The sequence below is a fragment of the Leisingera sp. SA32 genome (assembly GCF_056033425.1).
The window spans coordinates 92,836-107,736 of the sequence record NZ_JBVYHB010000010.1 but is presented as its reverse complement, the minus strand read 5'-3'; the positions used below and the strand labels follow the sequence as shown (position 1 = coordinate 107,736).

The 14,901-nt window shown below is 66.0% G+C and carries 12 protein-coding genes and 1 pseudogene; 3 read left to right on the top strand and 10 right to left on the bottom strand.

From position 1 onward, the window contains the following. Positions 1-77 precede the first annotated feature (77 nt). The 3 genes from AC0IPL_RS14895 to AC0IPL_RS14885 all read right to left on the bottom strand — a co-directional run bounded on the left by AC0IPL_RS14895 (position 78) and on the right by AC0IPL_RS14885 (position 3,720). Positions 78-1,919, bottom strand: coding sequence for a peptidoglycan -binding protein (locus AC0IPL_RS14895; RefSeq protein WP_474272731.1), 1,842 nt, complete (start codon positions 1,917-1,919; stop codon positions 78-80). Positions 1,920-1,922: 3 nt separating this feature from the next. Further along, entirely contained in the window at positions 1,923-3,113 is a 1,191-nt protein-coding gene (locus tag AC0IPL_RS14890; protein ID WP_474272729.1) for a biopolymer transporter ExbB, read from the bottom strand. Positions 3,114-3,189: 76 nt separating this feature from the next. Then, on the bottom strand, positions 3,190-3,720 hold the full coding sequence (locus AC0IPL_RS14885) for a gamma-glutamylcyclotransferase (protein WP_474272728.1): 531 nt from the start codon (positions 3,718-3,720) through the stop codon (positions 3,190-3,192). A gap of 67 nt (positions 3,721-3,787) precedes the next feature. On the opposite strand from AC0IPL_RS14885, the gene AC0IPL_RS14880 reads away from it, so the two are divergent. Beyond that, positions 3,788-4,786, top strand: a complete 999-nt coding sequence (locus AC0IPL_RS14880; RefSeq protein WP_474272727.1) for a DUF2125 domain-containing protein — start codon at positions 3,788-3,790, stop codon at positions 4,784-4,786. Between the two features lie 193 nt (positions 4,787-4,979). Here AC0IPL_RS14880 and AC0IPL_RS14875 read toward each other — a convergent pair. The 4 genes and pseudogenes from AC0IPL_RS14875 to AC0IPL_RS14860 form a co-directional block, all read right to left on the bottom strand. Then, positions 4,980-5,657 (bottom strand): annotated as a pseudogene (locus AC0IPL_RS14875) (extensin-like domain-containing protein); the annotation flags it as partial. Beyond that, positions 5,639-6,559 (bottom strand): prephenate/arogenate dehydrogenase family protein, encoded by a 921-nt coding sequence (locus AC0IPL_RS14870; RefSeq protein WP_474272726.1) that lies wholly within the window; start codon positions 6,557-6,559, stop codon positions 5,639-5,641. The pseudogene AC0IPL_RS14875 and the gene AC0IPL_RS14870, both read right to left, overlap by 19 nt. Further along, complete coding sequence (gene hisC / locus AC0IPL_RS14865) at positions 6,556-7,641, bottom strand: histidinol-phosphate transaminase (protein WP_474272725.1); 1,086 nt, start codon at positions 7,639-7,641, stop codon at positions 6,556-6,558. The genes AC0IPL_RS14870 and hisC overlap by 4 nt, the downstream gene beginning before the upstream one ends. A 97-nt stretch (positions 7,642-7,738) precedes the next feature. Then, positions 7,739-9,163, bottom strand: a complete 1,425-nt coding sequence (locus AC0IPL_RS14860; RefSeq protein ID WP_474272724.1) for an aminotransferase class V-fold PLP-dependent enzyme — start codon at positions 9,161-9,163, stop codon at positions 7,739-7,741. Positions 9,164-9,268: 105 nt separating this feature from the next. On the opposite strand from AC0IPL_RS14860, the gene AC0IPL_RS14855 reads away from it, so the two are divergent. Then, positions 9,269-9,730: an Lrp/AsnC family transcriptional regulator gene (locus AC0IPL_RS14855; RefSeq protein ID WP_474272723.1), complete on the top strand. Its 462-nt coding sequence runs from the start codon at positions 9,269-9,271 to the stop codon at positions 9,728-9,730. 101 nt (positions 9,731-9,831) lie between these two features. On the opposite strand, the gene AC0IPL_RS14850 is transcribed toward AC0IPL_RS14855, so the two are convergent. The 3 genes from AC0IPL_RS14850 to AC0IPL_RS14840 all read right to left on the bottom strand — a co-directional run bounded on the left by AC0IPL_RS14850 (position 9,832) and on the right by AC0IPL_RS14840 (position 12,419). Further along, positions 9,832-10,404, bottom strand: a complete 573-nt coding sequence (locus AC0IPL_RS14850; protein WP_474272722.1) for a PA14 domain-containing protein — start codon at positions 10,402-10,404, stop codon at positions 9,832-9,834. Between the two features lie 158 nt (positions 10,405-10,562). After that, entirely contained in the window at positions 10,563-11,183 is a 621-nt protein-coding gene (gene rpsD / locus AC0IPL_RS14845; protein ID WP_474272721.1) for a 30S ribosomal protein S4, read from the bottom strand. 318 nt (positions 11,184-11,501) lie between these two features. Next, positions 11,502-12,419 (bottom strand): LysR substrate-binding domain-containing protein, encoded by a 918-nt coding sequence (locus AC0IPL_RS14840; RefSeq protein WP_474272720.1) that lies wholly within the window; start codon positions 12,417-12,419, stop codon positions 11,502-11,504. Positions 12,420-12,575: 156 nt separating this feature from the next. Here AC0IPL_RS14840 and katG point away from each other — a divergent pair, with 156 nt between their 5' ends. Continuing rightward, a complete protein-coding gene (gene katG, locus AC0IPL_RS14835) occupies positions 12,576-14,795 on the top strand; it encodes a catalase/peroxidase HPI (protein ID WP_474272719.1) in 2,220 nt (739 codons plus the stop codon). Positions 14,796-14,901 lie beyond the last annotated feature (106 nt).

Sequence of the window (14,901 nt, the reverse complement as noted above, 5' to 3'; positions counted from 1 at the left end):
GCTGCCGAGTTTTCCCTCCTGGCGCGCCAATCGGCCCGTCCCGTCGGTCCGCGGCGCAGCCACTCGGAGTCGGCGCGCTATTTCTCGGTGAACTTCAGTTCGATCCGACGGTTCTGGGCGCGGGCCTCGGGCGTGCCTGCCGTGTTCACCGGCTGATATTCCCCAAAGCCGTTCGCCGCCAGCCGCGACGGCGGCACCCCAAGCGCCTCGACCATGTACCGCACCACCGACAGCGCCCGCCCTTGGCTCAGTTCCCAATTATCGGCAAACTTGGGATGCGTGCCCAGCGGCGTGTCATCAGTGTGGCCGTCCACCCGGATGATCCAGTTGATCTCCGGCGGGATCGCCGCCACCACGCTTTGCAGGATCGACACCACCTTGGCTATCTCTACCTTGCCGGCCGGTGACAGGGTGGCACTGCCCGGCGCAAACAGCACCTCAGAAGCAAAGACAAAGCGGTCCCCCTGGATTTGTACGCCCTCCTGATTGCCCAGAAGGTCCCGCAACCGGCCAAAGAACTCAGAACGGTAGCGCTCCAGGTCCTGCGCCTTGCTGGACAGCGCCTCTGCCTCGGCTTCCAGGCGTTTGCGTTCGGCCTCCTCCAGAAAGCGGCGTTTGCGCTCTTCCGATGCGGCGCGGGCCAGCGCTGCGTTCAGATCCTGACCGAGATTCTGCATCTGCACCTGCTGCGCCGCATCGCGGTCCTGATAATCATCCAGCAGCGCTTGCAGGCTGCCCAACTGTTCACGCAGAGCCGCCACCTGCTGGTTCAGCAGCGCAGTTTCGCGGCGCGCCTCCTCGGACACGGCTTTTTCCTGCGACAGGGTCTCGCGCGCTTGCGCCAACAGGGCTTCACGTTCCTCGGCACGACTCAGGGTCTCTGCCACGCGGGCCTCGGCGGTCTCTTGCGCCGCCACCGCATCCAAGAGCCGCTGGCGCAGCACGTCCAGCTCATCCACGTCGGCCTCTGCCACCGACAGGGCCGCCCGTGCCTCGGCCAGATCGGCGGACAGCTGCGCCACCTCACTGTCGGCTGTCGCGCGCGCGGCTTCCAGCTGCGCCAGCTGCGCGTCCAGCTGTTTGCGCGCGGCCTCAGCTGCTGCCAGGAGGGTCAGCGTGTCCTCCGCCTCCTGCCGCTGCGCCTCCAGCGCCAGGGTCATCGCCGTCAGCTCGGCATCGGCGTCCTGCAATTTTTCGCGCAGGGCCTCGGCGGCAGCGGCTTCCAGCAACCGGGCGGATTCGGTCGCGTCGAGCCGCTCCTGCAAGCCGCTGATCCGTTCCGACTGCTGCGCGCCTTCGGCTTCGAGGCTGGAGATCAGCGCCTCCATTGCCTCGCGCTCAGAGGCCGCCCGGCGGGCCGCTTCGGCCTCGGCGTCGAGCTCATCGCGGGCCTGGGCCAGCGCAACGTTCAGGGCGTCCTGTTCGCTCAGCAATTCATCGCGCGCCGCCTGTAGGCTGTCGCGTTCCGCGCTGAGGTCCGCAACCCGCGCCTGCACCGCATCGCGGCTGGCAATCAGCGCCGCCACCTGCGCCTCAAAATCAGTGATGCGGGTTGTGGCCTCGGCCAGCTCCTCCGCCTGGCGGTCGCGTTCGGCGGACAGCGCCGCAATTCGACCCTGCGCCTGTTCCAGATCCGTCTGCGCGGTGTTCAACGTCGAGGTCAGCGCCCCCATCCGCGCCTGCAAGCGCCGGTTTTCGCGTTCTTCCAGGCCCAAGGCAGCAGCCAGTGCGCTCACCTCTGCCGACAGCTCATCCAGTTGGCTTTCCTGGCCGGTGATGGTCTCGCGCAGCACAAACTGCACCACCATGAAGATGGTCAGCACGAACATCAGCACCAGAAGCAGCCCGGTCATCGCATCCACGAAGCCGGGCCAGATCGACGCCTGAAACCGCTGTCCTGTGCGCCGCGACAGGGCCATGGATCACTCCCCCGCGCTGCGGTCGGAGACACCGCCGCGCGACAATCCGCGCGGGCGGGCAAAGGCCTTGATCATCAGGTCGATGTCCTTGCGCAACTCCGACAGGCTTTCCTGACGACCGGCCGAAATCTCTTCGAGGATGCGCAGCATCTGCACATCGATGGAGCGCAGCCGCATGCGGCTTTCGGCGTCGATGCCGCCCTGCTCGCTCTGCGCCCGCAGGATTTCGGTCAGCGCCTCCTGCCCCACTGCCACCCGGTCCAGCGCCGCAGTAACGGAGCCGGTCCGTTCCTGGCGGCGGTTCATGTCCTGGATGGTGTCCACCAGATCGCCCAGCTTCTGATCCACCGCCGCGCGCCCTTCGGAGGTTTCGGCAAACATCGCCTGCAACGCGTCCATCTGCTCGGCCATGGTGTCCAGCACCTGTGAAACCACGCTGCTGTCACCCGCCCCGTCCTCGCCCGAGGCAAAGCTGACGCGGGTGATCGAGGACAGCCATTCCTCCAGCTCACGGTAGAACCGGTTCTGGCCGTGGCCGGCAAAAAGTTCGAGCAAGCCCACGATCAGCGATCCTGCCAGCCCCAACAGGGACGACGCAAAGGCAACGCCCATGCCGCCCAGCTGCGCCTCGAGGCCAGTCATCAGGCGGTTGAAGACCGTCAGCCCGGCCTCCCCCTCTTGGGGCGCGAGGCTGCGGATGGTGTCGACCACCGCCGGCACGGTGGTGGCGAGGCCGTAGAATGTGCCCAGCAGGCCAAGGAAGATCAGCAGGTTGACGATATACCGGGTGATCTCGCGGTCCTCGTCGATGCGGCTGGCGACCGAGTCAAGAATGGAGCGGGTCGAGGCCGAGCCCAGCTGCATCCGCGCGCTGCGCGTTGCCAGGAGGGAGGCCAGCGGCGCCAGCATCGACGGCGGGCGGCGGTGCTCCTGGCTGTCGCCCGACGCAAATCGTTCGATCCAGCGCACCGAGCCGATCAGCTGCACCACCTGCCAGAAGCAGGCCAGCACGCCGATCACAAACACAAAGACGATAAAGCCGTTGAGCCAGGGGTTGGCCTCAAACACCGGCAGTACCCGCGGCAGGGCGACAAAGGCGCCGAAGCCCGAAAGCCCCAGCGCGATCAGCATCATGATGATCTGCCGCACCGGCTGTGAGAATTGCGGCCGCGTCTTGCGGTCTGGCTGCGCCATCGTCCTAGGTCCTGACCGGTTGTCTGCTCTTGTCTCGCTTGCAGCCTATAAGCAAAGTGCTTGCAGCGCCAAGGCTTTATGCGGTGATTTCCCGCACCCGCCGGGCCAGCCAGTCAAGGTCGACGTCATGCAGGCCGATTTCGGACAGATGGTCTGCGGTATTGTACAGGTATTCGGTGTTCGGCCCACGCCCGCCAACCGCATGGGCGATGATCCGGGCCTGCTCCTCCAGCCCCATGCCGCCGCAGTACTGCACGTGATCGGCATCGATCACATAGGTCACCGCCGTCACCCGCCTGCCATCGGCCAGTTCGACCTCCAGGTTTCGCTCCACATAGGCGGAAGAGATCAGCTCGCGTTCGCGCAGGTAGGTCAGGGTCTGCGCCTCCTGGCCCGGTTCCACCGCCATCGCCAGCCCCTTGCAATGCGCGCCCCGGACCTCATCCAGCGCCAGCACCAGGCCCGGATGGTCCTCGGTGCCGCGGTGGTGGATCGAGCTCATGCAGAAGGAGCGCGCGTAGCCATGCAGCACCGCCACCTCGCGCCGCGCCACCGGAAAACCGGGATTCCAAAGAAGCGATCCGTACCCGAATACCCACATCGTCATGCTGTCTGGCCCTTTCTGCTCTGCCCCTATAAACAGCAATCCCACTCCGGACAAAAGAGGTTAAGCAATGCGCCTGATGAAACTGCTGCTTGCCGGTTTGTTGCTGTGGAGCCTGTATTGGGCGGTGGCGGGCTGGGGCCTGCGCGCGGGGCTGGGCGCGTGGTTCGAGGCGCGGCGGGCACAGGGCTGGCAGGCGGAATACGCGACGCTGGATACGGGCGGCTATCCGTGGCGCCACAGCGCCCGGATCAGTCGGCCCGTGCTGGCCGACCCCGGCACCGGCACAGCGTGGCGCGCGGACTGGCTGGCGCTGGACAGCCCGGCGCTGTGGCCGGGCGCGCTGACTCTGCGCTTTGCGGACACGGCGCAGCGGCTGTCCTATCTCGATCAGACGGCGGTGATTGTGGCGCAGGATCTGACGGCGCAGCTGCATCTTGCGCCCGGCACGGCGCTGACGCTGGAGACGCTGGGGCTGACGTCCGGGCGCTGGCAGGTCACGATGGACGACCACAGGCTGCTGGCGGCGCAAACGCTGAAGCTGCGGATGGTGCAGACCGAAAGCCCTGAAACCTATCAGGTGCAGGCGCATGCCCGCGGTATGGTACCCGGCGAACACTGGCGGCGGCGGCTGGCCGCCGGACCGGAGCTTCCGGAGGCGCTGGAGACTCTGACGCTGCAAGCGGCGGTGACGTTTGACCGCCCCTGGGATCGCAGCGCGCTGGAACAGCGACGGCCGCAACCCCGCCGCATCGACCTTGCGCTGGCAGAGGCCCGGTGGGGCGCGCTGCGGCTGAAGGCCAGCGGCGCGTTGACGGTGGACGCGCAGGGTGTCGCCACGGGCGACATCGCCTTGCGGGCAGAAAACTGGCGCGAAATCCTGTCGTTGGCGGAACGCGGCGGCGTGCTGCCACCGGCGCTGCGCCGTTCGGCGGAGCGGGTGCTGGGCCTTCTGGCGCAGGCCGGTGGCAACCCGCAGCATCTGGACATTACCCTGGGCTTTGCCGACGACCAGGTGATGCTCGGCCCGCTGCCGCTGGGCCCGGCGCCCCGTCTGATCCTGCGCTGAACCGCCCGGCTGTGGGCGCAGCCCCGCCGCAAGCGGACAGGCGCGCGCAGCGCGCCGGGCCCAAGGCTGTAATAGGCCCGTCAGGGCATCTTCAGGCGCGGGAGCGTCCCCGTGGGTGCGCCGGTTTGCAGTCCCAGGGATCCGAGCTTCTGCTTCGCGCGTCGGGATATTTCGGCAAGAGGACGCCCGAGACCTAGCGGCAATAGGCGCCACCGCGGTGGCGGGCCACGTCGAGGTGGAAGTGATCGCGGTGGTAGCGGTCCGCCTCTGGCCCCAGCACGGTGCTGAAGGGACCGCAGGCGGCGCGCCAGATCTTCCTGAGCTTGCGGCGGGTCTTGCGCTTTTGCCAGCCGCGCAGCACGGTGATCGTCTCGCCGCTTTCCAGCGTGAAGCCGGAGATGTCGATCGCCCGCCCCCGGCCATGTTCCGAAATCTTCGCGCCGGGGCGGTTGTTGCGGGTGCGGCAGGCGTAATGGGCCGCCACCCGCAGGCCCACCACCCTGTTGCGACGACCAAAGGCGGTGGCCACTTCGCGGGTGATCCAGGTCTTCAGCGCGCGGGCCGTATCGCAGGTCATCAGCGACGCCTGGCTGAGCCGGACGCCAGAAATGGCGCGCACCCGAACCGCATCCTTGGCGCCGCAGCCGGGCAGCGCACCGGCCACTTCGCCGAAGGCGTCGCCCTGTATCTCCACATCGCCGCAGACCGACCCATCGCGCCGTTTCTTGCGGCCGAACAGCACCTCCGTTACATGCGCAACCTGCGGCATCGGCGCCGCGGCGGGCTGCGGCTGCGGGTCCGCGATTGCGGCGGGCGCCAGCAGCAGCGCCGCCAGCAGCGCGCCCGCGCGGATCATTTCTTCTGACCCCGGCCAAAGTCCGGCGCGTCGGTGTCCTGTCCCGCCTCGATGATGCCACGGCGGATGGCACGTGTGCGGGTGAAGTAGTCGTGCAGGTGCGCGCCGTCCCCGGTCCGGATGGCGCGCTGCAGGGCAAACAGCTCCTCGGTGAAGCGGCCCAGGATTTCCAGCGTTGCGTCCTTGTTGGTGAGGAATACATCGCGCCACATGGTCGGATCGGAGGCGGCGATACGGGTAAAGTCGCGGAAACCGGCGGCGGAGTATTTGATGACTTCGCTGTCGGTCACACGGCGCAGATCGTCGGCGACGCCCACCATCGTATAGGCAATCAGATGCGGTGTGTGCGAGGTGACTGCCAGCACCAGATCGTGGTGATCGGCGTCCATCTCATCGACGTTGGCGCCTATGCCCTCCCACAGGGCCCGCAGGCGGGCGGTGGCTTCGGGATCGGTGCCCTCCACCGGGACCAGCAGCGACCAGCGGTTGTCGAAAAGTTCGGCAAAGCCGGATTCGGGGCCCGAGTGTTCGGTGCCTGCCAGCGGGTGAGCGGGGACGAAATGCACGCCCTCGGGAAGGCGCGGCTGCACCGCGTCGATGACATGGCGTTTGACCGAGCCCACATCGGACACCGTCGCGCCCGGCTTCAGCACCGGTGCGATGTCGTCCATCACGGCCCCCATCGCCCCCACCGGCACACAAAGCACCACCAGATCGGCATCCTGCACCGCCTCGCGCGCGCTGTCGCAGACGCGGTCGCACAGGCCGATGCGGCGGGCTGTCTCGCGGGTCTCGCTGCTGCGGGCGAACCCGGTGACCTCGCCCGCAAGGCCAGCGCGCTTCATCGCCCAGAACATCGAGGAGGCGATCAGCCCCAGCCCGATCAGCGCGACACGGTCGTAAACCTGGTCGCTCATGCCTGACCCTCTTTAAAGGATTTCACGGCGGCGGCCACACGGCGGCAAGCGGCCTCATCTCCGATGGTGATGCGCAGTGCGTTGGGCAGCTTGTAGCCCGCCACCCGGCGCACGATCAGACCCTGCGATTGCAGATAGTCGTCGCAGGCCTCTGCTTCGTCCTGGCTGCCGAAGCGGGCGAGAATGAAGTTGGTGCTGGAGACATCCGAGGGCACCCCGAGTTCCGCCAGCGCATTGGCCAGCCAGCTCCGCCATTTGGCGTTCTCGGCGCGGCAGTGGACGAGGTAGTCGGTGTCGCGCACCGCGGCCTCTGCCCCGGCCAGTGCCGTGCTGGAGACGTTGAAGGGGCCGCGCAGGCGGTTCAGCACGTCGATGATCTCACGCGGGCCATAAGCCCAGCCAATGCGCGCACCGCCCAGTCCGTAGATCTTGGAAAAGGTGCGGGTCATCACCACATTGCTGCGCGCGGCGATCAAAGATGCGCCGCCGTCGAAGCCTTCGACGTATTCGGCATAGGCGCCGTCCAGCACCAGAAGCGCGCCCGCGGGGATGCCATCGGCCAGCCGGGCGACCTCGCCCGCGCTGATCATGGTGCCGGTGGGGTTGTTGGGGTTGGCGATGAACACCAGACGGGTGCGGTCTGTGCAGCCTTCCAGCAGCGCATCCACGTCCGTCACGCGCTCGTGCTCGGGCACCTCCACCGGGGTGGCGCCAGCTGCCAGCGCGCTGATGCGGTACATGGCAAAGCCGTGTTCGGTGAACAGAACCTCATCCCCCGGTCCGGCATAGGCCTGGCAGAGAAAGGCGATGATCTCGTCGCTTCCAGCGCCGCAAATGATCTGCTCGGGCGCCAGCCCGTGAACCTCGCCGATGGCCTGGCGCAAGGCTGCATGATCCGAGCTGGGATAGAGGTGCATATTGGCCGCCGCGTCCTGCATCGCCTGCACCGCGCGCGGGCTGGCGCCAAGCGGGTTCTCGTTCGAGGAGAGCTTCACCACGTTGCTCACCCCCGCCACATGGGCAGCCCCGCCCTGATACAGAGCAATATCCATGATGCCGGGCTGCGGTGTGAGTTTGGTCATAATACGGGCTCCGATAATTCCTGCCCGTCATAACGGGCCAAGGCGGGCTGGGGAAGCACCAAGATGCCGCCCCTCCGCCCCGGCCCGACCGCCACCGTCAGGCGACCCGTGCCTGAAACCGCGCCGTTTCGGGATCGGCACCATAGCGCGGCGCGATGTCGCCCGCGCGCGCGCTCAGCGCGTTGACGCTGTCGATGATGTATTGCGCGGTCTCTTCCGACATCAGGTAGGAAAAATTCAAGCGCACCCAGCCGGGCTTCTTCATTTCCTCACCCGCCTGAAGATCGTTGAACAGGGCGGCAGATTCGGCCTCGCCTATGCCCAGAAGGCGGTGCGCATATGGCCCGGCGCAGGCGCAGCCGCCGCGCGCCTGGATGCCACAGACATCGCTGAGCATGCGGGTGAAAAGCTGCTGGTGCACCGGCGTCCCTGTGGCGTCCGTCACCAGGAAGGAGAAAATCGGCAACCGGTGCGCCGCGCGGGGGCCAAGGATGCGCAGCCGCGGATTATCGGCCCAGCCGTCCCAGGCCATCTGCGCATAGCGTGCTTCGCGGGCTTCGATCTCGGGCTTGCCGACGGCCTCCTTGACCAAAAACGCCAGGGCCGCCCGGATGTCGCCGATCACATTGGGGGTGCCCGCCTCTTCCCGCGCGGCAAGGTCGCGGCTGTACTCGTGATGCCAGGGCGACACGAAGCTGACGGTGCCCCCACCGGGCCAGGACGGGCAGCGGCGGCGCACCGCGGCGCTGTTGACGACGAGCACGCCAGAGGCGCCGGGGCCGCCGGGAAACTTATGCGGAGAGACCACCACGGCATCCTTGCGCGCGGCACCCTGCGCGCCCATGTCGATCGGCAAATACGGGCCGCCACCGGCAAAGTCCCAGACTGCCAGCGCGCCGTGTTCGTGCAGCAGGCGACTGACGGGATCCGGGTCGGTGAGAATACCGGTGACATTGGAGGCGGCAGAAAAACTGCCAATTTTCAGATCGCTGTCAGCATGATCCAACAGCGCGCGCGTCAGCGCTGCCAGATCAACACCGCCCTCCGCGGCCTCGGGGATTTCGACAACGGTGGCTTTGCTTTCCCGCCACGGCAGAATGTTGGAGTGATGTTCATAGGGGCCGACGAAGACCACCGGGCGCACCGCCTCGTTGACACCGAGCAGGCTGACCAGCCGGTTCAGCCCGGCAGTTGCGCCGGAGCCGGTGAAGATCACCGCGTCCTGCTCCATGGCGCCGGTCAGGCGGGCGATCTCGCTGCGGGCCGCGCGGCGCAGGCGGGTCATGTGGGAGCCGCAGTAGGAGGCCTCTGTGTGCGAATTGGCATAAAAGGGCAGCACCGCGTCGGCGACGAAATTCTCAACCTGGCGCAAGGCGCGACCTGAGGCGACGTAATCGGCATAGACCAGCGGCACCTCGCCATCGAGACCGGGGATCATCGTGCCCTCGCCGATCAGCCCCTGCGCGAGGCTGCCGTCCTGTGCGGCGGTTACGATGAGGTGCTTGAATGCGGACAGGGTCATGTGGTGCCTCCGTTGTGCTGCGGGGACATCATGAACGCCGGAAGGCGGAAAAAGTTTATCAATCTCTGAGTGGCTTGCTTCAACTATGTGTCGTATGATCTACAGATGAGTCAAACGATAGATCAAATTGACCGCAGCATTCTGCGGGCACTACAACTGGACGCCAGCCTGTCCCAGCGCGAGCTGGCGGAAAAGGTCGGGCTGTCGCAGAATGCCTGCTGGCGACGACTGAAGGCGCTGAACGACAGGGGTCTGCTGCAAGGTTCCACCGCGCGGATCGACCGGGCGGCGCTGGGATTGGATCTGGTGGTGTTTGTAATGCTGCGCACCCGGCACCATTCGGCGGACTGGTTGCAGCGCTTTCGCCGCCACGTGCTGACCATTCCCGAAGTGGTGGATTTTCACCGCATCGGCGGCGATTACGACTATCAGCTGAAGGTGGTGACCCAGGACATGGCCAGTTATGACAGGGTGTATCAACGCCTGATTGCGGGCGTCGAACTGGACAGCGTGACGTCTTATTTCGCGATGGAAGCGATTGCTGAGGCGCGACCGCTGCCATTGTAGGCAGGGATGGGGGCGCTGCCCCCGCGGCCTGCGGCCGCTCCCCCGGAGTATTTCAAACCAGAAAGAGGGTGCGGCATCGAATGTCGTTCGGCGCGCGCCGATCAGTGACCGAAGGCACTGTCCTTCATCCATGACGGGCGCTTGCCCTTGGGGCCCATGCGCATGTGAAGGCAGGCGGTACCGAGCCGCTGAAAGTACAGGATGTCCACCGGATACCAGCCCGCCGCTGGCACCTCGACCTCGGTCTGGATGGTGCTGTCGCAGGATTGGCGGCCGTCGAACTTTCCGACCACCTGGCCGCCGATGCGGGCCAGCAGCCCGTCGTTGGTCAGGAAATCGATGGTGTGAACCCCTGGCTTGTCCAGCCGCACGTAGCCGGTGATGCGCGCCGCCACATGCATCGCGCGTTTGGAGGTCAGGGTCGGCTCGCCCTCGGCGGTGTCGCGATTGTCGAGACCGGCAATGGGGCGGCCGGGCTCGCCATAGGATTTCAGCGCCCATTCCGCCTGCGCCAGGGATTTCACGTCCTGCGGGTAGGCATAGGTCACCGCCAGCCCTGGAGAGACCGACCCGGGCTGTGGGCTCGCGGGCGTCAGCTTTAGCGGGGCCGCAAAGGCAGCGGCGGCGGAGAAGGCGATTACGGCGGCCGAGACCGCCCCTGCAATGAATTTCATCCTACACTCCCGGTCTGGTTTTGACCCAAGCGTAGAGCCATCCGCCGCGGCCCACCATAAGAAACTTGCGTTTCGCCACGTTCCGGCGCGTTGCCGCCACGAAAAAGGGCCGCCCCGCAGGACAGCCCTTCCAGCCAGATGCCCGATGGGGCAGCAGCTTAGTTCTTGGCGTAGAATTCGACGACCAGGTTCGGTTCCATCACGACCGGGTACGGCACGTCGCCCAGACCGGGAGTGCGCACGAAGGTTGCGGTCATCTTGGAGTGGTCGGCTTCCAGGTAATCCGGCACGTCACGCTCTGCCAGGCCCACGGCTTCCAGCACGACGGCCAGCTGCTTGGACTTGTCGCGGACTGCGATCACGTCGCCCTCTTTCACACGGTAGGAGGGGATGTTGACGCGCTTGCCGTTCACGGTCACGTGGCCGTGGTTGACGAACTGGCGGGCGGCAAAGACGGTGGGAACGAACTTGGCGCGGTAGACGACCGCGTCCAGGCGGCGCTCCAGCAGGCCGATCAGGTTTTCACCGGTGTCGCCCTTCACACGCTCGGCTTCGCCGTAGATGCGGCGGAACTGCTTTTCGGTCAGGTCGCCGTAGTAGCCCTTGAGCTTCTGCTTGGCGCGCAGCTGGATGCCGAAGTCGGACAGTTTGCCCTTGCGGCGCTGGCCGTGCTGGCCGGGGCCATATTCACGACGGTTCACCGGGGATTTGGCGCGGCCCCAGATGTTTTCGCCCATACGGCGGTCAATTTTGTACTTGGCAGACGTGCGTTTGGTCACGGCTGATCTCCTTCTTTAGGGGCGTTGCAGCTGTTTCCGAAAACCGGGTCCCACTGTCCGGGCTGCAGCTGCTTTCGCCGCCACGCCGTTTGTGTTCGCCTGTTCCAGGAGCCTCTGCAACAATCGAAGGGCGTTGTCCTCTTGCTCCGCATCCAGGATCCGGGCATGACAGGCATCCCCTTGCGGGGGCCACCAACACCAATGAAGCCGCGCTTATATAGGGGGCTGGGGCAGAGTCAACATCCACCTGGCCGGATTTGGCGAAAAGTTCCCTGCCCGCCCGCCGCGTCCGTGGCAGCCCCGCCTGCTGGTAGGGTTTCAGTCCTGCGCCGGGGCCGCGCCGTACAGGGTTTGGGCGGTGTCGCGCACAACCTCTGCCACTTGGGTCAGCTGCCGCGCAAGGGGGTTGCTGCGGCGCCAGATCATGCCGATGGTACGCGCAGGCTGCGGATCGGCAAAATGTGCAACCGACACCGCCGCCGAGCGGGTTTCCACCGGGATCGCCATTTCGGGGATCAGCGTCACGCCGATGCCAGCGCCGACCATCTGCACCAGCGTCGACAGCGAGCTGCCGTCGAGCAGCTCTCGCGGGGCGACGGACTGCATGTTGCAGAACGACAGCGCCTGATCGCGAAAACAATGCCCCTCTTCCAGCAGCAGCAGTCGCATTTCGCGCAAGCCTTCCGGGCCGGGAACCGGCTGTTGCGCGTCGCGGTCCGGGCGCACCAGTACGAAACGCTCGCTGAACAGCGCCACCTCCTCAAACGCCGGCTCCGAGACCGGCAAGGCGACTATGGCGGTATCCAGCCTGCCCTCCCCCAGTTCCTTGAGCAGTTTCGGCGTCACAGTCTCGCGTATGCGGATGTCGGCTTCGGGGTGGTCACGGGCGAGCGTGGCCACGATGGCCGGCAAAAGATAGGGCGCGATGGTCGGAATGACCCCGATCCGCAGCCGCCCCGCCAACCCGTCGCGCGAGGCCCGCGCCAACTCTCCCAGCTCATCCACCGAGCGCAGGATGCCGCGCACCCGTTGCACCAGATCCTCCCCCAGGCTGGTCAGCCGCACCTGACGCGCCCCCCGCTCCACCAGCTGCACGCCCAGCATTTCCTCCAACTCCTTGATTTGAACCGACAGGGCAGGCTGCGACACGGCGCAGGCGTCCGCTGCGCGGCCGAAATGGCGGTGCTGGGCCAAAGCCTCGAAATAGCGCATCTGGCGCAGAGTCACGTTTATCATAGGAAATACCTATCACTGCGATGAGAAAATGCAACTTAGTCCAATCGACTTCCTCTGCTAGTGTCTCTCCAGAACGTCGCACAGGCTTGGGATAGTAGCGGATCCGCCGCCTGACACGAATCGCAACAAGAAATGCAGCCACGATCGGAGACTAAAATGGACGGCAACACCCCCGCAGGAAAATGCCCGGTAATGCACGGCTCGGCGCATAACACCGCCCGCGGCGGCGGCACCAGGAATCAGGACTGGTGGCCCAACCAGCTGGATCTGCGGATCCTGCATCAACACGCGGCGAAGTCGAACCCGATGGGCGCCGACTTCAACTACCGCGAAGAGTTCAAGAAGCTTGATCTGGAGGCCGTGAAGAAAGACCTGCACGCCCTGATGACCGACAGCCAGGACTGGTGGCCTGCGGATTACGGCCATTACGGCGGTCTGTTCATTCGCATGGCCTGGCACAGTGCCGGCACCTACCGCAGCGCCGATGGCCGGGGCGGCGGCAACACGGGCAACCAGCGGTTTGCGCCGCTGAACAGCTGGCCGGACAATGGCAACCTCGACAAGGCGCGCCGGTTGCTGTGGCCGATCAAGCAGAAATACGGCAACCGGATCTCCTGGGCGGACCTGATGATCCTGGCGGGCAATTGCGCGATCGAATCCATGGGCGGGCCGGTGTTCGGTTTTGGCGGCGGCCGCGCGGACGTCTGGGAACCGGAGGAGGACATCTACTGGGGCTCGGAGACCGAGTGGCTGGCCACCAGCGACAAACCCAACAGCCGGTATTCCGGCGAGCGCGAAATGGAATACCCGCTGGCGTCGGTGCAGATGGGGCTGATCTACGTGAACCCGGAAGGGCCGGACGGCAACCCGGATCCGATCGCCTCTGGTTTTGATGTGCGCGACACCTTTGCGCGCATGGGCATGAATGACGAGGAAACCGTGGCGCTGGTGGCCGGTGGGCACACCTTTGGCAAGGCGCATGGGGCTGGCGACGCCGGTCTGGTCGGGGTTGAACCCGAGATGGCGGATGTCGAGCACATGGGCCTGGGCTGGATCAACACCCACGGTGTCGGCAACGGCAGTGACACCACCACCAGCGGCATTGAAGGCGCCTGGAAACCCAATCCGACCAATTGGGACATGGGCTATTTCGACGTGCTGTTCGGCTACGAGTGGAAGCTGGTCAAAAGCCCGGCAGGCGCGCATCAGTGGGAAGCGCAGGACGTGAAGCCGGAGCATATGGTGGTCGACGCCCATGACCCCAACAAGATGCACCCGCCAATGATGACCACCGCCGACATGTCGCTGCGCATGGACCCGGTGTATGAAGAGATCTCGCGCGATTATCACGCCAACCCGGAGAAGTTCGCCGATGCCTTTGCCCGCGCCTGGTTCAAGCTGTGCCACCGCGACATGGGGCCAAAAGCGCGCTATCTCGGCGACGAGGTGCCGAGCGAGGATCTGATCTGGCAGGATCCGCTGCCTGCTGTCGATCACGCGCTTGTGGATGACAGTGACGTGGCGGAACTGAAGACCCGCATCCTGCAATCCGACCTGACGGTGCCGGAGCTGGTTTCAGTGGCCTGGGGTGCGGCCTCGACCTTCCGCGGCTCGGACTATCGCGGCGGCGCCAATGGCGCGCGTATCCGCCTGGCGCCGCAAAAGGACTGGGAGGCAAACCAGCCCGAACAGCTGGCCCGTGTGCTGGATGTCCTGGAGCAGATCCAGAGCGATTTCAACGCCACCGCCACGGCGGGCAAGAAAGTCTCGCTGGCCGATCTGATCGTGCTGGCGGGCAGTGCCGCGGTGGAAGAGGCCGCACGTGCGGCAGGCCACCCGATCGAGGTGCCGTTCACACCGGGCCGCACCGACGCCAGCCAGGAGCAGACCGACATTGAGGGGTTTGCCGTGCTGGAGCCGGAAGCGGACGGATTCCGCAACTTCCAGAAGGGCACGTACAGCATCCCGGCGGAAAAACTGCTGGTCGACCGCGCCCAGCTGCTGGGGCTTGGCGCGCCGGAAATGACGGCGTTGCTGGGCGGGCTGCGGGTGCTGGGCGCCAACCATGGCGACAGCCGCCATGGGGTGTTCACCGATCGCGTCGGGGTTCTGAGCACCGATTTCTTTCGGGGCATCGTCGATATGGGCACCAAGTGGCTGCCCACGGAGGACGGGCTGTATGAAGGCCGGGACCGCGCCACCGACACGCCGAAATGGACGGCAACCCGGGCCGATCTGGTGTTCGGCTCCAACTCGCAGCTGCGCGCCCTTGCAGAGGTCTATGCCCAGGATGATGGCGTCGGCAAATTCGTGCACGACTTTGTCGCTGTTTGGGTCAAGGTGATGGAGGCGGACCGCTTCGATCTGGCGGCCTGATCCGGTGCGGCCCCGCCGCGGCGGGGTCGGCAAACAACCAGGGGCGCATCGGATCGACCGATGCGCCCCCTTTTTCTGTGCTGCGGTTGCGCCTTGCCAGCATAAG